The sequence below is a fragment of the Pseudomonas macauensis genome (genome assembly GCF_047902425.1).
GTDB lineage: Bacteria > Pseudomonadota > Gammaproteobacteria > Pseudomonadales > Pseudomonadaceae > Pseudomonas.
In genome coordinates, this window is record NZ_CP138377.1 from 3,703,578 (window position 1) to 3,727,090 (window position 23,513).

Genomic DNA, 23,513 nt, shown 5'->3' on the forward strand with positions numbered 1-23,513 from the left:
CTGTGAATACGCGACAACAAACGATAGATTTTGTGTAAATCTGATCAGCAGAACTTATCGATCATGCTCAAACACTGGCCTCCCCTGAACACCCTGCGCGGCTTCGAAGCTGCAGCCCGGCTGGGCAGCTTCCACAAGGCGGCGGAGGAACTGCACCTCACCCAATCCGCCATCAGCCAGCAAATCCGCAGCCTGGAAAGCTTCGTCGAGCAACCGCTGTTCTACCGCTCCGGGCGCAAGGTCGCCCTCACCGACGCCGGCTTCGACCTGCTCAGCACCACCCAGTCGCTGCTGCAACAACTGGCCGTGGGCATCCGTCGCCTGGACCAGTACCGCAAGCCCAACCAGTTGGTGGTCAACACCACCCCGGCCTTCGCCCGCCACTGGCTGGTGCCGCGCCTGGGCGACTTCCACGCGCGCCATCCGCAGATCGACCTGTGGCTGCTGACCACCAGCGAAACTCCGGACATGGCCACCCAGACCATCGACATCGCCGTGCGCGACGACCTCACGGCCCAGGCCGAGTGTCGCTTCCGCGTGCTGCTGGAAGACCGCCTCTACCCCGCCTGCCATCCGCGCCTGCTCGACCAGCCACAGACCGCGCGCACCACCCTGCACGGCGAGCGGGAAATGGACTGGGCGCATTGGCAACTACAGGGCGGCGCCGACATCGGCCAGCGCAGCGCGGGGCTGAACTTCTCCGACCCCGGCTTGCTGCTGGATGCCGCCAGCCAGGGCCTGGGTATCGCGCTGGTCAGCCAGTTGCTGGCGGGCGATGCGCGGAAGAGCGACCTGCTGACGCCGCTGTGCGAGCAGACCGTGCGCGGGCCGAACTGGTCATTGCTGGTGCACCAGCAGAGTGAGCGGACCACGCAGGCCGGGCAGTTCTGCGCGTGGCTGGAGGGGGCGTTGGGGTTGGTTTGAGGTTGAGCGGGTAGATCAAGAGCCCCTCACCCTAACCCTCTCCCAGAGGTAGAGGGTTAGGGTGAGGGCACGCCCCAATCTCAAACGATCAGACCTTTCCCCCACCTCGACGTCCCCCGCAATTCTCCCCTTGACCTCAAGTTCACTTGAACTCGTAGGGTTACACCAAGCCCGCTCCGAGCACCCCGGACGCGCCCTTCCCCTTGCGTGAGCCCACGGAGAAACCATGAAGACCATCGCCATCCTCTACCACAGCGCCAGCGGCCGCACCGAGCGGATCGCCCAGACCATCGCCAGCGGCGCCCGCCTCGTGCCCGGCTGCGAGGTCCACCTGCTCAAGGCCCAGGACCTGATCGAGTGTCCGGACGCCCTGCTCGCCTATCACGGCCTGATCCTCGGCTGCCCCACCTACCTGGGCGGCGTTTCGGCGCCGATGAAGGCCCTGATGGACGCCACCGGCCCGCTCTGGCGCCAGCAGAAACTGCGCGGCCGCCTCGCCGCCGGCTTCACCGTCTCGGCGCTGCCGGCAGGCGACAAGCAGTCCACGCTGATCTCGCTGTTCACCTTCTGCATGCAGCACGGCATGCTCTGGGCCGGTAATCCGATCCTCCCCGAGCAGCACCTGGGCGTGCCCTATGACGAGGCCGCCAACCGCCTCGGCTCCTGGTCCGGGCTGATGGCCCAGGCCGACAAGACCGCCCAGGACTTCGCCCCCGGCGACCTGAAGACCGCTCGCATGTTCGGCCAGCACTTCGCCGAAACCCTCGCCCGCCTGCACCAGCCGCACCTGGAAGCCACGCAGGAGGCCCACGCATGATCGCCCGCCGCTACAGCCCGTTGCTGTTCGCGCTGATCCTGTCCGGCGTGATGACCCTGCTGGTCTCCGGCCTCTCCACCTTCCGTGCCGTCGGCCTTGTTTCCGACCTCAGCCGGCTCTGGCTGGGCGCCTGGCTCACCAGCTGGTGCGTGGCTTTCCCGCTGGTGCTGGTCATCGCCCCGCTGACACGGCGACTGGTGGAGAAGCTGGTTCAGCCCAATCCGTAGGATGGCGTGGAGCGCAGCGATACCCATCATCTCCAGTCGCAACGACAGAGGACGGCACCGGGCGCAGGGACCACTGAATGCGCCCGGTTCCGCCGACTCGCCTACGCTTATCCGGGCCCACTCCAACCCGGGGATAATCATGTCGGAGCACTTCGATAGCAGCCGCCGCCACCTGATGCGCCTGGCTGCCGTAGCACTAGCCGCGTCGCAACTGCCCAACGTGGCGCAAGCCGCCAGCGAACCGAGCAAGACCGTGCCGACGGCAAAGGCCGGCGGACATAGCCAATTCAAGGCGCTCAAACAGATTGACGCCGGCCTGCTCAGCGTCGGCTACGCCGAGGACGGCCCGGCGGACGGGCCAGTGGTCATCCTGCTCCACGGCTGGCCCTACGACATCTACAGCTTCGTCGACGTTGCCCCGGCGCTGGCGGCCCAAGGTTTCCGGGTCATAGTGCCCTGGCTGCGCGGCTACGGCAGCACGCGCTTTCTCTCCGACAAGACCCTGCGCAACGGCCAGCCGGCGGCGGTGGCCAGCGACATCATAGCCCTGATGGACGCTCTGAAGATCGACAAGGCCGTGCTCGCCGGATTCGATTGGGGCGCGCGCACCGCCGACATCATCGCCGCCCTCTGGCCGGAACGCTGCAAGGCACTGGTGGCCGTGAGCGGCTATCTGATCGGCAACCAGCAGGCCGGCAAGCAGCCCTTGCCGCCGGAAGCCGAATTCCTCTGGTGGTACCAGTTCTACTTTGCCACCGAACGCGGCGCGGCCGGCTATGCGAAGAACACCCACGACTTCACCAGGCTCATCTGGAAACAGGCCTCACCGAAGTGGAACTTCGACGACGCCACCTTCGAGCGCAGCGCCAAAGCCTTCGAGAACCCCGACCACGTCGCGATCACCCTGCACAACTACCGCTGGCGCCAGGCCCTGGCCGAAGGTGAGCCGCAATACGACGAGCTGGAACAGAAACTCGCCAAGGCCCCGCCCATCGGCGTGCCCACCATCACCCTGGAAGGTGACGCCAACGGCGCCTTCCACCCGCCACCCAAGGCCTATGCGGCGAAGTTCACCGGCAAGTACGAACACCGGACATTGACTGGAGGGATCGGGCACAACCTGCCGCAGGAGGCACCGGAGGCGTTCGTGAAGGCGGTGCTGGACGTGGCGGCCTGGTAACCGCGAGAGATCGGCTCTGGTGTACCGTCCTGCCGTCCACTCACGTAGCATCGGCAAACAACCGATGGAGCCATGACACCTTGAAAATCATCCGCAGCAAGCGCTTCACGGCGAACCGCCCCTGGGGGGCGCTGGACATCGCCAACATGAACGGAATCACCACCCGCCTGCACTGGACCGACCAGCCGTACAAGTGGCACATCAACGACGGCGAAGAGGTGTTTGCGGTACTCGACGGACAGGTGGAGATGCATTACCGCGACGCGGATGGCGAGCATCGGGTCATGCTGGAGAGCGGGGATATCTTCTACGCCTCGATCGGCACCGAGCATGTGGCCCATCCCCAGGGCGAGGCGCGCATTCTGGTGATCGAAAGCGAAGGCAGCGTCTGACCCGCCCCGACGGAGCCTGTCCGCAGAAATGAAAAAGCCCCGCATTAGCGGGGCTTTTTCTACAAGTGGCGTCGATTAGACGGCGCGAACTTGCTCAGCCTGCGGGCCTTTCTGGCCGGCGGTCACGATGAAGCTGACCTTCTGGCCTTCGTCGAGGGACTTGTAGCCGTTGCCTTCGATTTGACGGAAGTGAACGAATACGTCCGGGCCGCTTTCCGGGGTGATGAAGCCGAAGCCCTTCTCAGCGTTGAACCACTTGACGGTGCCGTTTTGACGATCGGACATGATGTTGTCTCCAGATATAGATTGCTAAAGGCCAGCCGAATACCGACCAACCATGAGCTGAATGCGTAGTGAAGAGGTGCCGAGGAGATGGAACATCGTGTAGACAGAACATCAAGTCGCGGCGCTTTACCGGGCAGGCAGCGCGAGCAGAATACATGGGGCGTAGGGAATTGGTAGTTTTTTTTCACTCCGGCGGGGGTATTTGACGGGCGGTCGAGGGTTCGGAGCGGGGTTCGGACATGGGCGAAGGCCCGGTTTTCGGGCTTTTGCGCCTGTTGGGTGGGTGGATTTTCGATTGTTCTGCTGGAAGATCGAAAGCCAAGCCTGCCCGCTCGGAGAGGGGCTTTCGTAGGAGCGGACCCTGTCCGCGATGCTTTTCGTTTTGTTTGGGTGTTTCTGCGCCGCTTCTGCGCATGAAAACCCAAGCCCGACAACGACAAAGTGCAGTTCGCGAGCAAGCTCGCTCCTACAGGCGCATGCCCCGCCTCAATGACTGAGGTAATGGCTCGACAACCAGTTCAATGCCCTCCCCGGCCTGGTCAGTGCATCGATGAAGCTCGGTCCCCAGAACCTGATGTCATTGGCCTGCAGCACCGCATACATGTCCCGGTGCCGCGCCCGGCGCTCGCTCAGGGGCATGCGCAGGGCGGTGTCGATGGCGTCGGCCAGGGCGTCGCGGTCGTGGGGGTTGATGATCAGCGCGCCACCCAGCTCGGCGGCGGCGCCGGCGAACTGCGAGAGGATCAGCACGCCGGGATCGTCCGGGTCCTGCGCGGCGACGAATTCCTTGGCCACCAGGTTCATGCCATCGCGCAGGGGCGTCACCAGGCCGATGCGGGCGTGGCGCATGACCATGGCGATGTCCTCGCGGCGATGGTTGCGCGCCACGTAGCGCAGCGGCACCCAAGACACGGCGCCAAAGCGCCCGTTGATGTGCCCTACCCGCGCGCTGACGGCGGCGTCGATGTCGGCGTATTCGGGGATGTCCTGGCGGCTGCCGGGCGATATCTGCAGGCAGGTCACGCGGTTGTGCCACTCGGGGTAGCGCTCCAGGAAGCGCTCGTAGCCGTCCAGGCGGTTGACGATGCCCTTGGAGTAGTCGAGGCGGTCCACCCCGACCATCAGCGCGCGGCCGCCCAGGCTTTCGCGCAGGTCGTCGGCGGCCGGGCTCTGCGAGGCCTCCTCGGCCAGTTGGCGGAAACCGGCGGCATCCACGCCCACGGGGAACACGCCGACACGAAAGTGCTGGTCTTCCAGGTGGTAGCGGCGGCCGTCGGGCGTGGCGGCGCCGACTATGCGGGTGAGGTAGCGAGCGAAGTTGCTGGCGTCGTTTTCGGTCTGGAAGCCGATGAGGTTGTATTCGGTGAGCGCACGGATCAGCTCGGCATGGTGCGGGATCGCGGTGAGCAGGTCCGCCGGCGGCATGGGGATGTGCAGGAAGAAGCCGATGCGGTTGGCGTGGCCACGGGCGCGCAGGGCCAGGGCGAGCGGGATGAGGTGGTAGTCGTGCACCCAGAGCACGTCGTCCGGCTCCAGCAGCGGGCTCAGGCGCTCGGCGAAGAATTCGTTGACGCGCCGGTAGCCGCCGAAGTCGGCCTCGCTGAATTCGGCGAGGTCGACGCGGTAGTGCAGGATGGGCCACAGCACGCGGTTGGCGAAGCCGTTGTAGTACTCGTCGAAGTCCTGCGGGTGCAGGTCGGTGAGCATGTAGGTGAGGTTGCCGCGTTCGAGGGTGGTCAGCGGGCCCGGTTCCTCGGCCACCTGCCCACTCCAGCCGAACCAGATGCCTTCGCGATCGCGCATGGCGGCCTCGATCGCGACGGCGAGACCACCAGGCGCGGCTGGGTGGTGTTCATCGGGCACCATGACCCGGTTGGAGATCACCACGAGGCGCGGCATAGGCCTTCCTCCCAGCCGATGGAGAGACGCATGGCTGAGTTGATCAGCCCGGCCATGGAGTAGGTCTGCGGAATGTTGCCCCAGAGTTCGCCGGTGTGCGGATGCAGGTCTTCGGAGAGCAGGCCGTAGCGGTTGCGCGCGGCGATCAGTTCCTCGAACAGCGCACGGGCTTCGTCGCGGCGGCCGATGGCGGCGAGCGCGTCGAGGTACCAGAACTTGACCACCAGGAAAGCCGTTTCCGGCACGCCGAAATCATCCGGCGCGGCATAGCGCAGCAGGTGGCCATTGACGTTGAGTTCGCGGCCGATGCATTCGACGGTGGCGATGAAGCGCGGATCGTCGGCTTCGATGATGCCCAGCTCGTTCATCAGCAGCACGCTGGCATCGAGGTCGTCGTGACCGAAGGCGCCGGTGAAGCATTGCTTCCTTTCGCTCCAGGCCTCGGCGAGGATGCGCTCGCGCAGGCGGGTGGCCTTCGCCATCCAGGCCTCGCCCGCCTCGACCCGGCCCAGGCGTCGGGCGATACGTCCGACGCGGTCGCAGGCGACCCAGCAGAGCAGCGCGGAATGGGTGTGGATGCGCTGCCGTCCACGGTATTCCCAGATACCCGCATCGGGCTCGAAGGCCGCATGCACGGCCTTATCGGCGAGGGACTCGAGCAGCTGCAGCATGCCGTCGCTGCTCGGGCTGGGCAGGCGGTCGTCGACGAAGCTCTGCAGCACCGCGAGCACCACGGAGCCGAACACGTCGTGCTGGTTCTGCTCCACCGCCTGGTTGCCGACGCGCACCGGGGCGTGGCCTGAAAATCCGGCCAGGTTCGGCTCGTCACGCTCGGTGAGGTCCATGTCGGGGATGATCCCGTACAACGGCTTGAGTTCGGCGTCACCGCTGGCCACGGTGGTGATGAAGTCGATGTAGCCCTCCATGGTGCGCGTGGCGCCCAGGCGGTTGAGGGCGAGGATCACGAAGTACGCATCGCGCAGCCAGCAGTAGCGGTAGTCCCAGTTGCGCCGGGAGCCGGGCGCCTCGGGGATGGAGGTGGTGGTGGCGGCAATGATCGCGCCGGTCTCCTCGAAGTTGCACAGCTTGAGGGTGATGGCCGAGCGGATCACCACCTGCTGCCACTCGAAGGAGATGGCAAGACCCCGCACCCAGTCATGCCAGTGGCCCTGGGTGCGCTTGAGGAATTCGCGGACGACGTCGCCGGGGGCGTTGTCCAGCGGCTCGTCCATGCCGATCACCATGCTCACCGGATGGCGCAGGGCAAAGCGGGTTTCGTTGAGCAGGTAGGACAGCGGTGCGTCGGTGGTCAGGCGGATCGGCTCGTCGCCGTCCAGGTAGCGGATGTGGCTGGAGCCCGCCACGCAACGGCGCGGCTTGCCATAGCCGTGAGTCGGGCGCACGCGCAGGGTGACCTTGGGCAGCCCTTCCAGCGGCTCGATCAGCCGGCACAGCTGGGCCGGACGAAACACCCGGCCGTATTGCAGAAAGCGCGGCGCGAAGTCGGTAATGCGCACCGCAGCGCCACTGTCGTCGCGCAGGATGGTGGTGATTATCGCCGTGTTGCGCTGGTACTCGGACGTATGGCTGACCTGGCCGTCGAGCAGCACGTCGGCGAAGCCCTTTTCCTCATCGCCGGCCAGCAGCCGGGAGAACGCCGGGTCGCCATCGAAGTTGGGGTAGCACCACCACACCAGCCGGCCCTTCGGGTTGACCAGGGCGGCCACGCGGCAGTTGCCGATCAGGCCCAGTTCCAGTGCTCCTTCGTGCCGTTCAGTCATCGATCGTTTCCTCCTGCCGCCGTGATGAGTGCAGTACGGACCGCCGCTGCGTCGGCGAAGACGGCACTCGCCCCCGGCAGCGTGCGCCCGACCGAAAGTCCCAGCCCTTGCAGGCTGGGCATCAGGGCCAGGGCGGGTTGGTCGGTGAGGTCGTCGCCCACGAACAGCGGGCGACGACCGGCGAAGGCCGGCGTGGTCATCAGGCGCTCGATGGCGCCAGCCTTGTCGACGCCTTCGGCGACGATTTCATAGACCTGTTTGCCCCCCAGCAGGCATAGGCCCGCGCCTTCCGGCGCGATGAGCAGCGCCTGCAAGGCCACCCGCAGTGCCGGTGCGCTCTCGGGGGCGGCGCGGTAATGCAGGGCGAAGCTGCTGCCCTTGTCTTCGGCCAGTACGCCGGCATGGGCGCAGGCCAGCGCATTGAGCTGCACGCGCACGCAGGCGGGCAGGTCCCTGGTGGTACGGCGCAGCGGGCTGTCGCCGGTTTCGCGCCAGTGGGCGCCGTGACCGCCGCTGGCGGGCAGGCGCAGGGGATGGAAGAGCCGGTCCAGTTCCTCGACCGGGCGGCCACTGATCAGGGCCAGGGCACCGTCGAGACGTCGATGCAGCTCGCTGAGCGCATCGACCAACCCGGGCGGAACGCGCACCGCGTCGGGGGTTTCGGCGATGTCCAGAAGGGTTCCGTCGACATCCAGGAACACGGCGGTCTGCGCGTACTGGCCAAGCCAGAGTTGCAGCAGCGCGGTGGCTGAGACCTCGCTGAGCGGGGCCATGGCCGTGTCGACAGGTCCTCGTTGCGGGGGACGTGACATAAGCCATTTTCTCCGGTTGCAGCTCGTGCCGTTGTGCCTGCGAAGCCACAACGGACGGTTGAAGGAGTCAATGGACCGTAACACGCATGAACCAGGGGGTCGACCGGAAATGGCCCGGACGGTGCATGGCAGAAGGCCGCTTTCACAGCAGGCGGAAGTGCCGAGGCCCCTGCACCCGCCGTGTCGAGGGGGACCATCTACGCTACTAGGCTGACAACCGACTTCTGAGCACGAAAAGGACCCGCACATGCACACGATCACACGCTGGCTGGGCACCGCGCTGCTCGCCCTCGGCCTGCTGGGCCAGGGCGTCACCGCCGAGGAGCGCAAACCGATCCACTTTGGCGAACTGACCTGGGAGAGCGGCAGCCTGATCACCGAGATGCTGCGCCTGCTGGTGGAAAAAGGTTACGGCTACCCCACCGACACCCTGCCGGGCAGCACCGTGAGCCTGGAGGCGGCGCTGGCGCACAACGACATCCAGGTCATCGGCGAGGAATGGGCCGGGCGTAGTCCCGCCTGGGTCAAGGCCGAGGCCGAACACAAGGTTTACGGCCTGGGCGATATCGTGAAGCACGCCGACGAGGGCTGGTGGGTGCCGGACTACGTGGTCCACGGCGACCCCGCGCGGGGCATCGCCGCGCTAGCCCCGGAGCTGCGTTCGGTGAGCGACCTGCCGCGCTACCGCGAGGTGTTCCGCGACGCCGAGTCGCCGGACAAGGGCCGCTTCCTCAACAGCCCCACCGGCTGGACCTCGGAGATCGTCAACTCGCAGAAACTCAAGGCTTACGGCCTGGACAGCAGCTACGTGAACTTCCGCAGCGGCTCGGGCGCGGCGATGGACGCCGAGATCGCCTCGTCGATCCGCCGGGGCAAGCCGGTGCTGTTCTACTACTGGTCGCCGACCCCGCTGATGGGCCGCTACAAGCTGCTGCGCCTGGAAGAGCCGCCGTTCGACGCCGAGGCCTGGAAGACCCTGTCCGACCCCGACAATCCCAATCCGCGCGGCAGCCGCTCGCTGCCGGCGAAGCTGTCGGTGGGCGTCTCCGCGCCCTTCCACCAGCAGTACCCGGAGCTGGTGGCGTTGTTCGAGAAGGTCGACATCCCCATCGACCTGCTCAACGCCGCCCTGGCGAAGATGAGCGAGACGCGCCAGCCCCCACGTGACGCCGCACGGGGCTTCCTCAAGGCCAACCCGCAGGTCTGGCAGGGCTGGCTGCCGGCCGAGCAGCGCGCCAAGGTCGAGGCCGCCCTATGAGTGATGCCGAGCATCATGGCCGGTCTCAACCGGACGGCGATGATGGCGCTGCCGATGGTGGCCTTGATGATCGGCGCGCGTGGGCTGGGTGAGGATGTGCTGGTGGGCATCCAGACGTTGTACGTCGGGCGCGCCTTCTAGGCGGGCCTGTCGCTCGAGCAAGGAGAGATAGGCGTTGACCGAAACCTCGCCGCTGCACGCCGTGTCGCCGAGCCTGGAAAACGTGCTGCGTCTGCGCCTGCTGGGCTGCGGGCTGTCCATCGACGATTTTGGCTGTGGCGACCCGGGCTGACTCGGTGGCCTGCCTGGCCGACTGATGTTGCGCGCAAAAGAAAACGGCTGCTGCCGACATCCTGTCCGCACCAGCCGTTTAGGTTGCCCTCAGCAAAGGACCCACGAACTGTAGGCCATTGCCATCAATTTGCCTTCCCCCTCCTCCCGCATCGGACTTCCGTACGAGCATCGAACCGTTTCCCCCGCTGTGATGGTTCCACTATCCCAAGGCCTTCGACAGTGGCTACCATGCACGCTCGTACCGGCTGGCAGGCAATCTCCAGCCCCCTCCCCACAACAGCGATTCGACCGCCCCTCCATGACCGACTCCGCCCGCCGTCCTGCCCTGCGCCTCGCCCTCTGCGTCACCGCCCTGACTCTCGCCACTGCCGCCGGATTCTTCCTCTGGCAGAGCTTCTACCCGGTCCGGGCTGCCGATGGCTGGAGCGTCGAAGTAGTACAGCGCGAAGTGAAGAAGGCCGCTTCCATCGTGCCCCTGCCCGACGGCGGCCTGTTGGTCAGCCAGGAACTGAAGGACGGTCAGGGCAACATCCTGCGCATCACCCCCAGCGGCGAGCGCAAGGTGGTGATCGACGGCCTGTCCAAACCGGACGGCCTGATCGCCGCCCAGGGCGGCTGGGTGTTCAGCCAGGAAACCGACGACAAGCCCGTGCAAATGCTGCGGGACGGCAAGCTCAGCACGCTGTTCCAGGGCAACTCGGTGCAGGGGCTGTGGGACGACGGCGACTTCCTCTACGCCATCGAGGACCGCCACGACAGCGGCCGACTGCTGCGCTACCGCTGGAGCGACGGCGAACTAAACGTGGTGCGCGACCGCCTCGACGAAGCCGAATCGATCACCCGCTGCAGCGACGGCCGCCTGCTCTACACCCAGAAGAACCAGGGCAAGCTCCGTCAGCTCAGCGATGATGGCAACGACCCGGAAATCCTCAGCGGCCTGAACAAACCCACCTTCGTCATGTGCGATGCACGCGGCATCTGGATCAGCGAAGACTCCACCCACCGCGCGCGCCTGCTGCTGTGGGACGGCAAGGGCGAGCCGCAGACCGTGCTGTCGTTCCTCAAGGCGCCCCAGGCCCTGGTCGCCGACGGCAAGGGCGGCTACCTGCTCGCCGAGGGCGGGCGCAACCGCGTGCTGCGGCTCGCGCCGGCGAAATGACGCAGCCGCCCTACTCCGCAAGCCCCGGCATCACCAGGCCGGGGATTACCTCAACCAGCGCATCGATGGCCAGACGGACTTTGCGCGGCAACTGAGTGGTCTGCAGCCAGGTGGCGTGGACGCCGTAGAGGAAGCCAGGCTGCTGCGGAAGAAGTTCTTCCAGCTCGCCGGCCATAATGGCTTCGCCCACCAGCCAATACGGCAACCACGCCAACCCCATGCCGCGAACCGCAGCATCGGCGATGGCCGCCAGGTCGTCGAAACGCAGCCGCGAGTTCGGCGCAAACTCCACCGGCGCCTGCCCTTCGCAGGGGAACAGCCACGGGTTGATTCGCCCGGAGCGGTGATAGACCAGCAGGTGGTGCTCAGCCAGTTCGGCGATGCCTGCGGGCCTGCCGTATTGCGCCAGGTATGCCGGTGCGGCGCATACCACCATGCGTTGCCGGCCGATACGGCGGGCAATCACCCCGGCCCGTGGCACCGGTTCGCCGGTACGGATGGCCAGGTCGATCTGTTCATCCGCCAGGTCGGTCAGGCGGTCGCTGAAGCGCAGGTCCAGTTCCAGATGCGGATAACGCTGTGCCAGTTCCAGCAGGACCGGCGCTACGCAGCGCCGGCCGAAATGCACCGGCATGGCCACCCGCAGCCGGCCACGCGGCTCGGCCACCTCGCCGGCGGCGAGGATGTCCGCCGCCTCGGCATCGGCGAGCAACGCACGACAGCGCTCGTAGTAAATCCGCCCGGCCTCGGTGAGGCTCTGCCGGCGCGTGCTGCGCTGCAGCAAGCGGACACCCAGGCGCTCTTCGAGAAAGCGCACATGCTTGCCCACCATGGGGGCGGACATTTCCAGGGCATCGGCCGCGGCCGCGAAGGACCCGAGGTCCACCGCGCGAACGAACACCGACATACTGGTCAGACGATCCATTCGTAACTCCTGATTTCGACTCAACATTTCCATAGGCCATTTATCGCCTTTTTTCCATGCCGGATAGTGGCTTTACGTCGAATCACTTTCGTATAGGAGCCTCACATGGAAAAAGTCACCACACGGGCCGTTCGCTTCCACCAGATCGGCGGGCCGGACGTCCTGCGCATCGAACCGCTGGAAATTCGCCAACCCGGCCCGGACGAGGTGAGCATCCGGGTCAAGGCCCTGGGGCTGAACCGTGCCGAGGTGCTGCTGCGCACGGACCGTTACATCGAAAGCCCACGACTGCCCTCCGGCCTCGGCCTGGAGGCCACAGGCATCGTCGAGGCGGTGGGCAGCGAGGTTCACGGCTTCGCTGCAGGGGATGCGGTGAGCGTGCTGCCTCCCACGTCGATGCAGGAGCAGCCAACCCACGCCGAGCACCTGGTAGTACCGCAGTCGCGCCTGGTGAAGAACCCGACGGGGCAGACCTGGAGCGATGCCGCCGCCACCTGGATGCAGTACCTCACCGCCTACGGCGCGCTGGTGCAGGTCGCCGGGTTGCGCGCCGGTGACTTCGTCGTGATCACCGCTGCCTCCAGCAGCGTCGGCCTGGCCGCCATCCAGATTGCCCGGCGCGTTGGCGCGGTGCCGATCGCGGTAACCCGCAGTTCGGCGAAACGCGATGCGCTGCTGCAATCGGGCGCCGCCGAGGTGATCGCCAGCGACGAGGAAGACCTGCGCGCGCGGCTGTTCGAGATCACCGGCAAAGTCGGCGCGCGAGTGGTGTTCGACCCGGTGGGTGGGCCGATCTTCGAGCCGCTGACCGCCGCAATGGCCGAGGGCGGCATGCTCATCGAGTACGGCGGGCTGAGCCCCGAGCCGACGCCCTTCCCGCTGTTCGAGGTGCTGAGCCGCTCGCTGGTGCTGCGCGGCTACCGCGTCTACGAAGTGCTGGAAGACCCGGCGCGCCTGCAGGCGGCCAAGGACTTCATCGTCGAGGGGTTGGCCGACGGCTCGCTGCGGCCGGTCATCGCCCGCCGCTTCGGGTTCGACGAGATCGTTGAGGCCTACCGCTACCTGGAATCGAACCAGCAGTTCGGCAAGGTCGTGGTCACCCTGTAGCCATCGCACACCCCGCTGCGCAGGATGAAGCGGAGCCAGGGTGCCCGTTAACTAGAGGCCCCGCGGCCGTTCCGGTGGGCGGCACGCCGGGCGCATTCGGCGTGCCGCGTCAGCTCAGGGTGGCCAGGTAGCTGAAGGCATCGCGGACGGAGTCCGCTCCTAGGTTGCATGGCTTTTCCTGTAGGAGCGGACTCCGTCCGCGATTCGCCGGCAACGCCGGCGCGTCCAAGGTTCGCGAGCAGGCTCGCTGCTACAAATTCTCCAGAACCATCGGCCGATACAGCGGCTCGCAGGCCAGCAGCTTGATACCGGCCGGAGAGCTTTCCAGCAGACGGCGCTCGCCGTCGGCAACCTGCAACTCAAGAACGAAGCCCTGTCCACCTAGCGCGTCCGCGATGGCACGCACGGCGTCGCGCGCCCAGGGCAGGTCGGAGTCGAAATGGCCGAGCAACTGACCGTGTCGCTGGATGGTGAGGCGGTACTTCTGCATGGGATCTCCTTGGTGGAATCATTGGATGCGACACTTTGTATCGAGTCGATACCTTGGCGAAGGCTACCCATCTGAACGATTTTGTCCAGGTAGTTTTTGATCGATACCATAACCGGGAGCGTCCATGAGCCTGCCCAGTATTTCCCTCGACACCCTCCTCACCGGCCGCGCCGAGCCCTTCACCCGTCCCGGCTCGCGCAGCGCCATCGCCAAGGCGCCGCGCCAGGGTTCGCTGGCGGTCACCAGCCTGGGCCTGGAGAGCGACGAGCAAGGCGACCTGCGCGTGCACGGTGGCGTGGAGAAGGCCATCCACCACTACCCCCGCGAGCACTACGCACAGTGGATCGCCGAGCTGGGCGAACACCCGCTGCTGACGCGCCCTGGCGCCTTTGGCGAGAACTTCAGCACCCACGGCTGGACCGAGGCGGACGTCTGCCTGGGAGACCGGGTCCGCGCCGGCACGGCGCTGCTGGAGGTATCCCAGGGGCGCATGCCGTGCTGGAAGCTCAACGACCGTTTCGAGTTGCCGCAGATGGCCCTGCGGGTGCAGGAATCGGGGCGCACCGGCTGGTACTACCGAGTGCTGGAGGAAGGGGTGATCGCCGCCGGCGCACCTCTCGAACTGGTGGAGCGGCGCCATGGCGATTGGTCGCTGCAACGGCTCTCCGCCGTGCTCTTCGACAAGCGCGTGGACGCCGAAATCCTGCGCGAATGCCTGGAGCTACCGCTGCCGCCGAACTGGCGCCGCACCCTTTCGCGGCGCCTTGAAAACGGCGAGGTGGAAGACTGGAGCCCGCGCCTGGAAGGCACCCCGAAGACCTGATTCAGGATTCGATGGCCCGCGCCGGAGCTTCCGCCGGCGCGCGATGCAGGCCGATGGCCCAGAGCACGCCACCGGTCAGCAGGACGATGGCCAGCGCCTCCACCGGGCTCGGCAGGCGCTGCTGGTGCAGGTAGGCGTAGGCGCAGGCGAACAGCGTCTCGAAGACGATCAACTGGCCACCCAGGCTCATCGGCAGGCGACGGGTCGCGGCGTTCCACAGGCCGTTGGCCACCCAGGAGCCGAACACGGCGAGGAACAGCGACACCCAGAGGAAGGCCATCCAGCGCTCCGTCGCGATGCCGGTGGGCACCGCCTGCGGGGCAATCAGCACGCCCACGCCGGCCAGCACGATGGCCATGACACCGGTGGCCACGCCGATCAGCGTCGACCACTCGTGGCTGTTGAAGTGGCTGGCCTTCAGGTAGCGCGCGTTCGCCGTGGCGTACCAGGACCAGCAGGCCACTCCGCAGAAACCGCAGACGATACCGAGGATGCGCTCGCCCGGCGTGCTCCCGGAGGCCATCAGCGCAGTGGGGTCGAGGTTGATGCAGAGGATGCCCAGGGCCACCAGCGCCAGCGGGAATTTCATCCGCGACAGCGGCAGCGAGTCGTGCTCGGACCGGCTGCAGTAGCTGATCGCCAGCGGCATGATGCCGTTGATCAGCGACGCAGCCGCCACCCCGGCGAATTGCACCGCCGCCGAGAGCAGCGCGAAGTACAGCAGGTTGCCGGCCAGGGACAGGCGCACCAGCATCGACAGGTCCTCGCGGCTGATCCGGCGAAACAGGCCGACGGCGACCGGCAGCGCGATCAGCAGGGAAATGGCGCCGTACAGGGCGAAGCGCACGGAACTGATCAGCAGCGGGTTGAATTCCGGCACGAGCGACGGCGCGAGGATCACCCCGCCCCAGATAGCACCCGCCATGCCTGCATAGACCACCCCGCGCTTCATCACCCTTTACCTCTGTCAGTCGGAAATGCCGCCACGGTAGCGCCTGTGCTAGCGTCTGACCAAGGATAAATCCGCACCGAGACATTCCTGCTGGGAATGTCACAAGCTTTCCCGGAGAACCATCATCAGCCGCTATCTGCGCACCCTGCCGCCCCTGGAAACCCTGATCACCTTCGAGGCTGTCGGCCGCTGCGGCAGCTTCACCCTGGCCGCCACCGAGCTGTTCCTCACCCAGAGCGCGGTGAGCAAGCAGATGCGCGCGCTGGAAGACAGCCTCAAGGTGCCGCTGTTCGAGCGCAAGCCGCGCGGCGTCACCCTCACCGCCGCCGGCGCCGAGCTGCTGGGCACCGTGGACATGCTGCTCGACCGCCTGCAGCACAGCGTGCGGCGCATCCGCAACGTGCACCAGAGCAACGCCGTGTCGGTGCTGGCGACCCACGCGCTGGCGCAGTTCTGGCTGTTCCCCAAGCTGATCGAGTTCAACAAGGCGCACCCGGGTATCGCCGTGCACGTGCATGCGATCAACGAGATGGACGAGGCCAGCCTGGTGGACTTCGACCTCGGCATCCTCTACGGCGCCGGCGACTGGACCACGCTGAACAGCCAGTTCGTGCTGCCGGAGATCGTCTACCCGGTGGCGCGCCCGGACCTCGACGTCTCCGCCATCCGTACGCTGGAGCAACTGGCCGCGGCGCCCCTGGTGCAGCTCGACACCTCGGCCTGGAGCTGCCTGGACTGGCACGACTGGTTCGGCCACTTCGGCAAGGACTACCAGCCAGCGGAGAGCGACCCGGTGTTCAACCAGCTCACCCTCGCCTATCGCGCCGTGCAACAGGGCATGGGCATTGGCCTGGCGTGGAGCTTCATGGCCGACGAGGCGGTGGCCAAGGGCGAGATGCAGCGGGTGACCGACCACGCGTTGGTGACCGAGCGCGGCGAGTACCTGGTGTCGCTGCGGCATCGCCAGCTGTCGCCATCGGCGCAGCTGTTCCATGACTGGCTGCTGGCGTCGGTGGGTGCGGCCTCAGGCTGAGTCGGTCAGGCCGACGAAGCGGAAGCCGCCGCTCGCTTCCTTGCGCCTCTCCAACTCGCGCGCCTCCTCCCGCGTGGCGGTGGTGCGGAAGAGGATGTAGCAACGCTCTTCGAGAAAGGCCCGCCGTCCCGCCTCGCTCTTGAGGTCGTAACCCTCCGCTTTGGCGAAGAACAGGTGCTTGGTGAGGATCGACTGCTTGCTTTCAACATCCCGGGGGTTGCTCCAGTCCCCGCCCGCCTTCAGTACCAGGCGGCTCTGGCGGGAACGGTAGTGCTGGGCCAGGCGCTTGCGCAGGTTCTTGCCGATGCCGACCTTCAGCGCCTGGCCATCCAGGGTATGGATTTCATAGAGGCCGGGCTCGGCGGGCACATGCAGGTCTATCTCGGCGAAGCGAATCCGGGTCATCTCGTCCATGGGCAAGCGTTCCTTGGTCAACGAGGGGCCAGGATACGCCACCGTCGCTCAGGCTTCGCCTTCCTCGTGCAGTCGCAGCACCACCAGCAGTTCCTCGCGCAGCCAGGGCGCCTCGATTTCCGGCAGGCGCTGGCGGATCTGCCGGGCGACCCAGCGCTGGCCGCGTCCGATGAAGTCGAAACGCAGCGCCAGATCGTCGATGGCCATGGCGCTGGCATGGAAGTCGCCGATGCCGCTGTCCGGCTGCGCGCCCAAGCGCTCCAGGCAGGTACGCAGGCGCCGGCAGCTTTCCGCCTCGCCCTGGTGCAGGTGTTCCAGGCGGCGGCGCACGGCGGGCTCGTCGGTCTGCCGCAGGCTGTCGAGCATGACCCGCGCGCCGGCACGCTCGGCGCGCATCAGGGTCTGCAGCCAGTCGATGAGGTCGATGGTGATGGCGGACATGAAAGGTCCCTCGGTGATCGCGAAGGCCCATGCTAGACCGCCCGCAGGCGCGGATTTAAATGAATTGAATTGCACTGACGCAGCACTTTTTCGAATGCATCCGCCGCGTGCGCTACCTCGTCATTTCCGCCGCCACGCACGTCACCCTTGATCCTGAGCAAGGCGCGCCAGAGCGCTTGCGTGGCAGGCGCGGTGGTTGATATCAAAAATACTGCACTTAGGCTGCATTATTATTCGTTTGTTGCATCCATCCCGTCTGTTCAGACTGTTTCGGCTCCCCTGCGGCGAATTGCCTCCCACGACGCTCGCCCGTCCGCCCGTACCCCTTCGGCGGACAGGGAGCCGTCAGTCAACCGAAGTACGACGGAATCCAGATGGACAGCGCGATACCCCTCGATCAAGAAACGACCTACAACTACGACATCGTTCGCCGGTTCACCCTTACCACCCTGGGCTGGGGCATCCTCGGCATGCTCATGGGCGTATTCATCGCCGCCCAGCTGGTATGGCCGCAACTGAGCCTGGACATGCCCTGGACCAGCTTCGGGCGCATCCGGCCGATCCACACCAACCTGGTGATCTTCGCCTTCGGCGGCAGCGCGCTGTTCGCCACTTCCTTCTACGTGGTGCAGCGCACCTGCCGGGTGCGGATCATCTCCGACGGCCTGGCCAACCTGCTGTTCTGGGGCTGGCAGGCGAGCCTGGTGGCGATGGTGGTGAGCTACCCGCTGGGCATCACCACCTCCAAGGAATACGCCGAGATGGAGTGGCCCATCGCCCTCTGGGTCACGGTGCTCTGGCTGGTGTACGCCTACCTGTTCTTCGGCACCATCGCCCGGCGCCAGGTGCGCCACATCTACGTGGGCAACTGGTTCTACGGGGCCTTCATCGTGGTTACCGGGATGGTCCACGTGGTCAATCACCTGGCGGTGCCGGTGACGCTGCTCAAGTCCTACCCGATCTACTCGGGCGCCACCGATGCCATGATCCAGTGGTGGTACGGCCACAGCGTGGTGGGCTTCATCCTCTCGGTGGGCTTCCTCGGCATGATGTACTACTACGTGCCCAAGCAGGCCGAGCGGCCGATCTATTCCTATCGCCTGTCCATCGTGCACTTCTGGGCGATCATCACCCTGTACATCTGGGCCGGTCCGCACCACCTGCACTACACCGCGCTGCCGGACTGGGCGCAATCGCTGGGCATGGTGATGTCGCTGATCCTCCTGGCGCCGAGCTGGGGCGGCATGATCAACGGCATGATGACCCTGTCCGGCGCCTGGCATAAGTTGCGCACCGACCCGATCCTGCGCTTCCTGGTGGTGTCGCTGGCCTTCTACGGCATGTCCACCTTCGAGGGGCCGATGATGGCGATCAAGACGGTGAATTCGCTGTCGCACTACACCGACTGGACCATCGGCCACGTGCATGCAGGCGCCCTGGGGTGGGTGGCGATGATTTCCATCGGCGCGCTCTACCACATGATCCCGAAGCTCTACGGCCGCGAGCAGATGCACAGCATCGGGCTGATAAACGCGCACTTCTGGATGGCCACCATCGGCACCGTGCTGTACATCGCCTCCATGTGGGTCAACGGCATCACCCAGGGCCTGATGTGGCGCGCGGTGAACGAGGACGGCACGCTGACCTACGCCTTCGTCGAAGCCCTGCAGGCCAGCCATCCGGGTTACATCGTGCGGCTGATCGGCGGCGCCACCTTCGCCAGCGGCATGCTGCTGATGGCCTGGAACACCTGGCTGACCGTGCGCGGTGGCAAGCCGGTGCGCCAGGGCACGCCGGCCACGGCCTGAGGAGTACGACGATGCTGCTGACGCTCCTTGGCCTGCTGGCCTGTGCCGTGGCGTGCTGCCGCGCCTGCCGCGCCTGCCGCGGCGAGACTTTCGAGCAGGCCGCGCTGCTGCCCTTCGCCGACGATCCGGAAGCCGCCCGACGCATGACCGCCGCCACCGGCCGGCGCTGCGAGCGGATCGTTGCGCCGCTGCCCGAACCCGGCCCGCTGGATCGCCTGCGGGCCTGAACTTCCCCCCAGGGATGGGGCCTCCCGCGTGCCGTTCGCGGCACCTTGCAGGGCTCTTGCCGCAAGAGCCCGTTTTTTTCCGGACCTTCTTCCAATGCCCGCCCTGACCGGCTGGCGGCAGCGCGCCGCCACGTACCTTCCCGACATCCCCCACACCCGCCCTCATGAATGGCTGCGCGCATCAATCGGCGCCAGCCTGGCCTTCCTGCTCAGCGCCATTACCTGCGGATTGCTGTTCGGCTCCTCGGTGGCGCTGCATTTCGCCGGTCCCTGGGCGGCTTCGGCGATCCTGCTGTTCGCCGTTTCCTCCGGCGCCCTGGCCCAGCCCTGGTCGGTGATCGGCAGCTACCTGTGCGCCTCGCTGATGGCGCTGCTGATCGGCCTGTGGCTGCCCGCCGGGGTGGTCAGCGCCGCCCTGGCGCTGGGCCTGAGCCTGCTGCTGATGTACCCGCTGCGCTGCCTGCACCCGCCGGGCGGCGCACTGGCCTTCTGCATGGTCTTCGCTGCGCCGCTGCCCGGCGAGCCGGCCTGGATGGCGCCGCTGCCGGCCATCAGCGGCGGTCTCGGCCTGGTGCTGCTGGCGGTGCTGTTCAACAACCTCACGCGCATGCCCTACCCGCGTCGGCGCACGATCATCAAGGACGATCACCACACCCAGGACCCGGCACCCGGCGAGCGGGTCGGCATCCAGTCCGCCGACCTCGACCAGGCGCTGGACGAGGTCGGCGCCTTCGTCGACATCACCCGCGACGACCTCGAACGCATCGTCCGCAGCACCGAGCGCCACGCCCTGCGCCGCAGCATGGGCGACACCCGTGCGCGGCAGATGATGTCCCGCGACCTGGTCTGCGCCACGCCGGAAACCCCGGTACACCACGCCCAGCGCCTGCTGGTGAAGCATCACCTGAAGGCACTGCCGATCCTCGACGAGGAGCGCCGGCTGGTGGGCATCGTCAGCCTGATCGACCTGCTCGCCCCCAAGCGCGCGGGGCGCGGGTTCAAGCGACTGCTCGGCAGCCTCGGCCTGCGCCGCGACCGCGTGCTCGGCGAGCTGATGAGCAGCCCGGTGCTGCACGTCGACGCCGACGCCCATGCGGTGGAGCTGATCCCGCTGCTCTCCGACCGCGGCCTGCACTGCCTGCCGGTACTCGAACACGGCGAACTGGTGGGCGTGATCACCCAGACCGACCTGATCGCCGCCCTGCACCGCGACCTGCTCAGCCACCTGGGCTAGCCGCGCTTTCCGCTACACTGGCCGCCTGATTCGCGCAGACCCCGCCCATGGACATCGACCTGACCCGTACCTTCCTGGAAATCGTCCGCCACGGCAGCTTCGTCGCCGCCGCCGAACGCATGCACATCACCCAGACCGCCGTCACCGCGCGGGTACAGAAACTGGAAGCGCACCTCAACTGCACGCTGTTCGTGCGCAACCGCGCCGGCGCCCGCCTGACCCCGGACGGCGAGGCCTTCGTCACCTACGCCAACCAGATCCTGCAGACCTGGGAAGCCGCCCAGCGCGACCTGCCGTTGCCCGAGGGCTACCACAACGTGCTGCACATCGGCGGCGAGGTAAGCCTGTGCAACCCGCTGATGCTGCGCTGGGTCAGCCGCATCCGCCAGGTGATCGGCGACCACGCCGTGCGCGCCGAGATCGGCGACGGCCAGAGCCTGTTGCGCCAGCTGGAGCTGGGCGTGCTGGACGCGGCCCTGGTCTACCACCCGACCTACTGGCCGGGCATGCAGGTGGAGCAGTTGCTGGAGGAAAAGCTGATCCTGGTGCGCGCGCAGAATCCGGAGCCTTACGTCTACATCGACTGGGGCGAAGGCTTCCGCCAACTGCATGACAGCGCCCTGCCGGAGCTGTCCAAGGCGCCGGTGTCGTTCAACCTCGGCCCGCTGGCCCTGCAGTACATCCTGGAGAACGGCGGCTCGGGCTACTTCCGCACGCGGGTGGTGCAGAGCTACCTGGACCGCAAGGTCTTGCGCCGCGTGCCCAAGGCGCCGGAGTTCAGCTACCCGACCTACCTGGTGTATTCCCGCGACCGCGATTCCCAGGCACTGCAGCAGGCGTTCAGCCTGCTGCGCGAGGTGGTGGCACAGGACCCGGACTGGTCGCAGCGCTGGGACCCGATGATCTGACGGACACCCCGCACGGCCGCTGGCAATACCGGCGCATTGCGCGAAAATTACCTGATACCCCTTCTCTGCGGTGCGCCCTGCGCACCGCCCGCGAGCACCGCCATGACCGACCTTCCCATCGAGCTGGTACAGACCGGCCCGGAACACATCGAGCTGATCCGCAACCTCTACCAGTTCTACGCCTACGAGTCCTCGGACTGGGAGCAGGAGGACGTGGAAGTGGACGGCCGTTTCTACATCCACGAGGAACACCTGGCGCGTTACTGGAGCGAGCCGGAATGGAGCGCCAACCTGATCCTCGTCGACGGCTTCATCGCCGGCTTCGTGCTGATCGAGGGCAGCGAACTGCCGGGCATCGACGCGCTGGAACTGGCGGACGTCTTCGTGCTGAAGAAATACCGCCGCAAGGGCGTCGGCCGGACGGTCGCCACCCGGGTACTACTGGACAACCCCGGCCCCTGGCTGGTGCGCTACTACACCGGCGACGAGCTGGCGGCGGCATTCTGGAAAGCGGTGCTGGACGCCCTGCCGCGCCCGGTAAAACACATCGATCCGGGCGACGATCCGCAGCTGGCGAGTTTTTTCATCAATCCCTGGACACACTAAAAACCATCGGGCGGTTGTGCAGCAGGATCAATCTTCTGTCATTTCCGATCATTGAGCCGGTTCCGTGCGCGGTCGTATCGTCCTGTTCAAACGACAAGAGCGATCAGGAGGTATCCCATGTCCGCCCTCAACCTGAATACCCAGGCCGCCGCATCCCTGGAACGCTGGCACCAGATGGTTGCCCGCAAGGACTTCTCCAACCTGCCGGAGCTGCTGGCGCCGAACATCGTGTTCCGCTCGCCCATGGCCCACACGCCCTACCCCGGCGCGCCGGTGGCCGCGACCATCCTCGGCACCGTGCTGCAGGTGTTCGGCGATTTCGTCTATCACCGCCAGCTGGCCACCGCCGATGGCCTGAGCGTGGTCCTGGAGTTCAGCGCCACGGTCAACGGCCGCGACCTCAAGGGCATCGACATGATCCGCTTCGACGAGGCCGGCAAGATCGTCGAGTTCGAGGTGATGATCCGCCCCATGAGCGGCCTGCAGGCCCTCGGCGAGGAAATGGGTCGTCGCCTGGGCGCCTACCTCTCCGCCCAGAAGGCGCCGGCACACTGATCACCACGGCGGCAGCCGGCGCCCACTAGCGCCCCTGCCGCTGCTCCAGCATGAACTCGATGAACGCCCGCACCCGCGACGGCACATGCCGTGCGTGGGGGTAGATCAGCAGGAAGGGGCGCGTGGTGCCGCCGTAATCGCGCAGCACCTCCACCAGTTCGCCGGCCGCCAGCTCCGCCTGCACGGTGAAGCGATAGGCCTGCATCAGCCCGCCGCCGTGCTTCACCAGGGTCGCGGTGGCCAGGTGATCTTCCAGCACCGTGCAGTTGCCCGCGGTTTCCACTTCCACGGCCCGGCCATTGACCCGGAACGACCAGGGCACCCGCCGCCCGGTGCTGGGCAGGTCGTACTGGATGCAGTCATGGCCGGCGAGATCGTCCGGCGTCTGCGGCACGCCGGCGCGCTGCAGATACTCCGGAGTGCCCACCACCACCAGTTCGGCATCTTCCAGACGCCGCGCCACCAGGCTGGAATCCGCCGGCTCGCGGCCACGCACCGCCAGGTCATAGCCTTCGTCGGCGAAGTCGATGTTGCGGTTGCTGACGTGGATGTCCACGGTCACCTGCGGGTAGCGCCGGCGGAACTCTGGCAGCAGCGGCAACAGGCGGTAATGCGCGTAGGGCGTCGGTACGCTGATGCGTAGCCGGCCGGACGGCACGCTCTGGCCGCCGGTGACCTCGCGCTCGGCATCCACCAATTGGCCCAGGGCCTGGCGGCACTGCTCGAAGTAGTTGCGCCCACCTTCGGTCAGGCGCATCTGCCGCGTGGTGCGGACGAACAGGCGCACGCCCAGGCGCTCTTCCAGGCGCGCCACCGAACGGCTTACCGCCGCCGGGGTGATGCCGGCCTCATTGGCCGCAGCGGTGAAGCTGCCGGTTTCCGCGGCGAGGCAGAACAGCTCGATGCTGCCCAGTTGCAGGTCGTCGAAATGGCGAGTCATGGCGCTGACCAATTCATTACAT

26 protein-coding genes and 1 pseudogene are annotated in these 23,513 nt (G+C 66.7%); 17 read left to right on the plus strand and 10 right to left on the minus strand.

Annotated features, from left to right (window positions below):
- The first annotated feature begins 63 nt into the window (after window positions 1-63).
- The 5 genes from SD196_RS16930 (at window position 64) to SD196_RS16950 (ending at window position 3,540) form a co-directional block, all read left to right on the plus strand.
- The gene (locus SD196_RS16930) at window positions 64-924 is read left to right on the plus strand and encodes a LysR substrate-binding domain-containing protein (protein ID WP_331318651.1); all 861 of its coding nucleotides are present in this window, start codon (window positions 64-66) and stop codon (window positions 922-924) included.
- A 226-nt stretch (window positions 925-1,150) separates the two neighbouring features.
- A complete protein-coding gene (locus SD196_RS16935; protein ID WP_331318653.1) occupies window positions 1,151-1,741 on the plus strand; it encodes a flavodoxin family protein in 591 nt (196 codons plus the stop codon).
- Complete coding sequence (locus tag SD196_RS16940) at window positions 1,738-1,968, plus strand: DUF2798 domain-containing protein (protein WP_275611338.1); 231 nt, start codon at window positions 1,738-1,740, stop codon at window positions 1,966-1,968. Before SD196_RS16935 ends, SD196_RS16940 begins: the two co-directional genes overlap by 4 nt.
- Before the next feature lie 139 nt (window positions 1,969-2,107).
- A complete protein-coding gene (locus SD196_RS16945) occupies window positions 2,108-3,148 on the plus strand; it encodes an alpha/beta fold hydrolase (RefSeq protein ID WP_275611337.1) in 1,041 nt (346 codons plus the stop codon).
- A gap of 80 nt (window positions 3,149-3,228) precedes the next feature.
- The gene (locus SD196_RS16950; RefSeq protein WP_275611336.1) at window positions 3,229-3,540 is read left to right on the plus strand and encodes a cupin domain-containing protein; all 312 of its coding nucleotides are present in this window, start codon (window positions 3,229-3,231) and stop codon (window positions 3,538-3,540) included.
- A 75-nt stretch (window positions 3,541-3,615) separates the two neighbouring features.
- On the opposite strand, the gene SD196_RS16955 is transcribed toward SD196_RS16950, so the two are convergent.
- The 4 genes from SD196_RS16955 to otsB form a co-directional block, all read right to left on the minus strand.
- Complete coding sequence (locus tag SD196_RS16955; protein WP_015477564.1) at window positions 3,616-3,825, minus strand: cold-shock protein; 210 nt, start codon at window positions 3,823-3,825, stop codon at window positions 3,616-3,618.
- A 486-nt stretch (window positions 3,826-4,311) separates the two neighbouring features.
- Complete coding sequence (gene otsA, locus SD196_RS16960) at window positions 4,312-5,724, minus strand: alpha,alpha-trehalose-phosphate synthase (UDP-forming) (RefSeq protein WP_275611335.1); 1,413 nt, start codon at window positions 5,722-5,724, stop codon at window positions 4,312-4,314.
- Complete coding sequence (locus tag SD196_RS16965; protein WP_331318659.1) at window positions 5,706-7,505, minus strand: glycoside hydrolase family 15 protein; 1,800 nt, start codon at window positions 7,503-7,505, stop codon at window positions 5,706-5,708. The genes otsA and SD196_RS16965 overlap by 19 nt, the downstream gene beginning before the upstream one ends.
- Window positions 7,502-8,278, minus strand: coding sequence for a trehalose-phosphatase (gene otsB, locus SD196_RS16970; RefSeq protein WP_275611333.1), 777 nt, complete (start codon window positions 8,276-8,278; stop codon window positions 7,502-7,504). Before otsB ends, SD196_RS16965 begins: the two co-directional genes overlap by 4 nt.
- Window positions 8,279-8,564: 286 nt before the next feature.
- Between otsB and SD196_RS16975 the strand changes: the two genes are divergently transcribed.
- From SD196_RS16975 to SD196_RS16985, 3 genes and pseudogenes are all read left to right on the plus strand, one after another.
- Window positions 8,565-9,575 carry an ABC transporter substrate-binding protein gene (locus SD196_RS16975; protein ID WP_275611332.1) on the plus strand — a complete coding sequence of 337 codons (1,011 nt, stop codon included), beginning with the start codon at window positions 8,565-8,567 and terminating at the stop codon, window positions 9,573-9,575.
- Between the two features lie 3 nt (window positions 9,576-9,578).
- Window positions 9,579-9,707: pseudogene (locus tag SD196_RS16980) on the plus strand (proline/glycine betaine ABC transporter permease); the annotation flags it as partial.
- Between the two features lie 460 nt (window positions 9,708-10,167).
- Window positions 10,168-11,028, plus strand: coding sequence for a hypothetical protein (locus SD196_RS16985; protein WP_331318664.1), 861 nt, complete (start codon window positions 10,168-10,170; stop codon window positions 11,026-11,028).
- Window positions 11,029-11,038: 10 nt separating this feature from the next.
- Here SD196_RS16985 and SD196_RS16990 read toward each other — a convergent pair whose 3' ends face one another.
- Window positions 11,039-11,953 (minus strand): LysR family transcriptional regulator, encoded by a 915-nt coding sequence (locus SD196_RS16990; RefSeq protein ID WP_343573221.1) that lies wholly within the window; start codon window positions 11,951-11,953, stop codon window positions 11,039-11,041.
- 105 nt (window positions 11,954-12,058) lie between these two features.
- Between SD196_RS16990 and SD196_RS16995 the strand changes: the two genes are divergently transcribed.
- Window positions 12,059-13,060, plus strand: a complete 1,002-nt coding sequence (locus tag SD196_RS16995) for a zinc-dependent alcohol dehydrogenase family protein (protein ID WP_275611328.1) — start codon at window positions 12,059-12,061, stop codon at window positions 13,058-13,060.
- 250 nt (window positions 13,061-13,310) lie between these two features.
- On the opposite strand, the gene SD196_RS17000 is transcribed toward SD196_RS16995, so the two are convergent.
- Window positions 13,311-13,550, minus strand: coding sequence for a cytoplasmic protein (locus SD196_RS17000; RefSeq protein WP_331318665.1), 240 nt, complete (start codon window positions 13,548-13,550; stop codon window positions 13,311-13,313).
- Window positions 13,551-13,674: 124 nt separating this feature from the next.
- On the opposite strand from SD196_RS17000, the gene SD196_RS17005 reads away from it, so the two are divergent.
- Complete coding sequence (locus tag SD196_RS17005; protein ID WP_416310444.1) at window positions 13,675-14,373, plus strand: MOSC domain-containing protein; 699 nt, start codon at window positions 13,675-13,677, stop codon at window positions 14,371-14,373.
- Window position 14,374: 1 nt separating this feature from the next.
- Here the strand turns inward: SD196_RS17005 and SD196_RS17010 are convergent, their stop codons facing one another.
- Window positions 14,375-15,325, minus strand: a complete 951-nt coding sequence (locus tag SD196_RS17010; RefSeq protein ID WP_416310445.1) for a DMT family transporter — start codon at window positions 15,323-15,325, stop codon at window positions 14,375-14,377.
- Between the two features lie 124 nt (window positions 15,326-15,449).
- On the opposite strand from SD196_RS17010, the gene SD196_RS17015 reads away from it, so the two are divergent.
- Entirely contained in the window at window positions 15,450-16,358 is a 909-nt protein-coding gene (locus tag SD196_RS17015) for a LysR substrate-binding domain-containing protein (protein ID WP_416311751.1), read from the plus strand.
- Here the strand turns inward: SD196_RS17015 and SD196_RS17020 are convergent.
- Both SD196_RS17020 and SD196_RS17025 read right to left on the minus strand, forming a co-directional pair.
- Window positions 16,350-16,772 (minus strand): hypothetical protein, encoded by a 423-nt coding sequence (locus SD196_RS17020; RefSeq protein ID WP_275611323.1) that lies wholly within the window; start codon window positions 16,770-16,772, stop codon window positions 16,350-16,352. The genes SD196_RS17015 and SD196_RS17020 overlap by 9 nt on opposite strands.
- Before the next feature lie 48 nt (window positions 16,773-16,820).
- Window positions 16,821-17,213, minus strand: a complete 393-nt coding sequence (locus SD196_RS17025) for a DUF6306 domain-containing protein (RefSeq protein WP_275611322.1) — start codon at window positions 17,211-17,213, stop codon at window positions 16,821-16,823.
- Window positions 17,214-17,587: 374 nt separating this feature from the next.
- Between SD196_RS17025 and ccoN the strand changes: the two genes are divergently transcribed.
- The 6 genes from ccoN (at window position 17,588) to SD196_RS17055 (ending at window position 22,551) form a co-directional block, all read left to right on the plus strand.
- Window positions 17,588-19,021: a cytochrome-c oxidase, cbb3-type subunit I gene (ccoN, locus tag SD196_RS17030; protein ID WP_416310446.1), complete on the plus strand. Its 1,434-nt coding sequence runs from the start codon at window positions 17,588-17,590 to the stop codon at window positions 19,019-19,021.
- A gap of 11 nt (window positions 19,022-19,032) precedes the next feature.
- Window positions 19,033-19,248 carry a hypothetical protein gene (locus SD196_RS17035; RefSeq protein WP_416310447.1) on the plus strand — a complete coding sequence of 72 codons (216 nt, stop codon included), beginning with the start codon at window positions 19,033-19,035 and terminating at the stop codon, window positions 19,246-19,248.
- Between the two features lie 94 nt (window positions 19,249-19,342).
- Window positions 19,343-20,482, plus strand: a complete 1,140-nt coding sequence (locus SD196_RS17040; protein ID WP_416310448.1) for a CBS domain-containing protein — start codon at window positions 19,343-19,345, stop codon at window positions 20,480-20,482.
- A 47-nt stretch (window positions 20,483-20,529) separates the two neighbouring features.
- Entirely contained in the window at window positions 20,530-21,390 is an 861-nt protein-coding gene (locus SD196_RS17045; protein ID WP_275611318.1) for a LysR family transcriptional regulator, read from the plus strand.
- 102 nt (window positions 21,391-21,492) lie between these two features.
- Entirely contained in the window at window positions 21,493-21,996 is a 504-nt protein-coding gene (locus SD196_RS17050) for a GNAT family N-acetyltransferase (protein WP_416310449.1), read from the plus strand.
- A 117-nt stretch (window positions 21,997-22,113) separates the two neighbouring features.
- Window positions 22,114-22,551, plus strand: a complete 438-nt coding sequence (locus SD196_RS17055; RefSeq protein WP_275611316.1) for a nuclear transport factor 2 family protein — start codon at window positions 22,114-22,116, stop codon at window positions 22,549-22,551.
- A gap of 25 nt (window positions 22,552-22,576) precedes the next feature.
- Here SD196_RS17055 and SD196_RS17060 read toward each other — a convergent pair whose 3' ends face one another.
- Window positions 22,577-23,491: a LysR family transcriptional regulator gene (locus SD196_RS17060; RefSeq protein ID WP_416310450.1), complete on the minus strand. Its 915-nt coding sequence runs from the start codon at window positions 23,489-23,491 to the stop codon at window positions 22,577-22,579.
- Window positions 23,492-23,513: the final 22 nt, after the last annotated feature.

Bases quoted from the DNA above. Each gene is read 5' to 3' on its own strand.
- SD196_RS16930 (WP_331318651.1), top strand. From the start codon at position 64: ATGCTCAAACACTGGCCTCCCCTGAACACCCTGCGCGGCTTCGAAGCT.
- SD196_RS16935 (WP_331318653.1), top strand. From the start codon at position 1,151: ATGAAGACCATCGCCATCCTCTACCACAGCGCCAGCGGCCGCACCGAG.
- SD196_RS16940 (WP_275611338.1), top strand. From the start codon at position 1,738: ATGATCGCCCGCCGCTACAGCCCGTTGCTGTTCGCGCTGATCCTGTCC.
- SD196_RS16945 (WP_275611337.1), top strand. From the start codon at position 2,108: ATGTCGGAGCACTTCGATAGCAGCCGCCGCCACCTGATGCGCCTGGCT.
- SD196_RS16955 (WP_015477564.1), bottom strand. From the start codon at position 3,825: ATGTCCGATCGTCAAAACGGCACCGTCAAGTGGTTCAACGCTGAGAAG.
- otsA (WP_275611335.1), bottom strand. From the start codon at position 5,724: ATGCCGCGCCTCGTGGTGATCTCCAACCGGGTCATGGTGCCCGATGAA.
- SD196_RS16965 (WP_331318659.1), bottom strand. From the start codon at position 7,505: ATGACTGAACGGCACGAAGGAGCACTGGAACTGGGCCTGATCGGCAAC.
- otsB (WP_275611333.1), bottom strand. From the start codon at position 8,278: ATGGCCCCGCTCAGCGAGGTCTCAGCCACCGCGCTGCTGCAACTCTGG.
- SD196_RS16975 (WP_275611332.1), top strand. From the start codon at position 8,565: ATGCACACGATCACACGCTGGCTGGGCACCGCGCTGCTCGCCCTCGGC.
- SD196_RS16985 (WP_331318664.1), top strand. From the start codon at position 10,168: ATGACCGACTCCGCCCGCCGTCCTGCCCTGCGCCTCGCCCTCTGCGTC.
- SD196_RS16990 (WP_343573221.1), bottom strand. From the start codon at position 11,953: ATGGATCGTCTGACCAGTATGTCGGTGTTCGTTCGCGCGGTGGACCTC.
- SD196_RS16995 (WP_275611328.1), top strand. From the start codon at position 12,059: ATGGAAAAAGTCACCACACGGGCCGTTCGCTTCCACCAGATCGGCGGG.
- SD196_RS17000 (WP_331318665.1), bottom strand. From the start codon at position 13,550: ATGCAGAAGTACCGCCTCACCATCCAGCGACACGGTCAGTTGCTCGGC.
- SD196_RS17005 (WP_416310444.1), top strand. From the start codon at position 13,675: ATGAGCCTGCCCAGTATTTCCCTCGACACCCTCCTCACCGGCCGCGCC.
- SD196_RS17010 (WP_416310445.1), bottom strand. From the start codon at position 15,325: ATGAAGCGCGGGGTGGTCTATGCAGGCATGGCGGGTGCTATCTGGGGC.
- SD196_RS17020 (WP_275611323.1), bottom strand. From the start codon at position 16,772: ATGGACGAGATGACCCGGATTCGCTTCGCCGAGATAGACCTGCATGTG.
- SD196_RS17025 (WP_275611322.1), bottom strand. From the start codon at position 17,213: ATGTCCGCCATCACCATCGACCTCATCGACTGGCTGCAGACCCTGATG.
- ccoN (WP_416310446.1), top strand. From the start codon at position 17,588: ATGGACAGCGCGATACCCCTCGATCAAGAAACGACCTACAACTACGAC.
- SD196_RS17035 (WP_416310447.1), top strand. From the start codon at position 19,033: ATGCTGCTGACGCTCCTTGGCCTGCTGGCCTGTGCCGTGGCGTGCTGC.
- SD196_RS17040 (WP_416310448.1), top strand. From the start codon at position 19,343: ATGCCCGCCCTGACCGGCTGGCGGCAGCGCGCCGCCACGTACCTTCCC.
- SD196_RS17045 (WP_275611318.1), top strand. From the start codon at position 20,530: ATGGACATCGACCTGACCCGTACCTTCCTGGAAATCGTCCGCCACGGC.
- SD196_RS17050 (WP_416310449.1), top strand. From the start codon at position 21,493: ATGACCGACCTTCCCATCGAGCTGGTACAGACCGGCCCGGAACACATC.
- SD196_RS17055 (WP_275611316.1), top strand. From the start codon at position 22,114: ATGTCCGCCCTCAACCTGAATACCCAGGCCGCCGCATCCCTGGAACGC.
- SD196_RS17060 (WP_416310450.1), bottom strand. From the start codon at position 23,491: ATGACTCGCCATTTCGACGACCTGCAACTGGGCAGCATCGAGCTGTTC.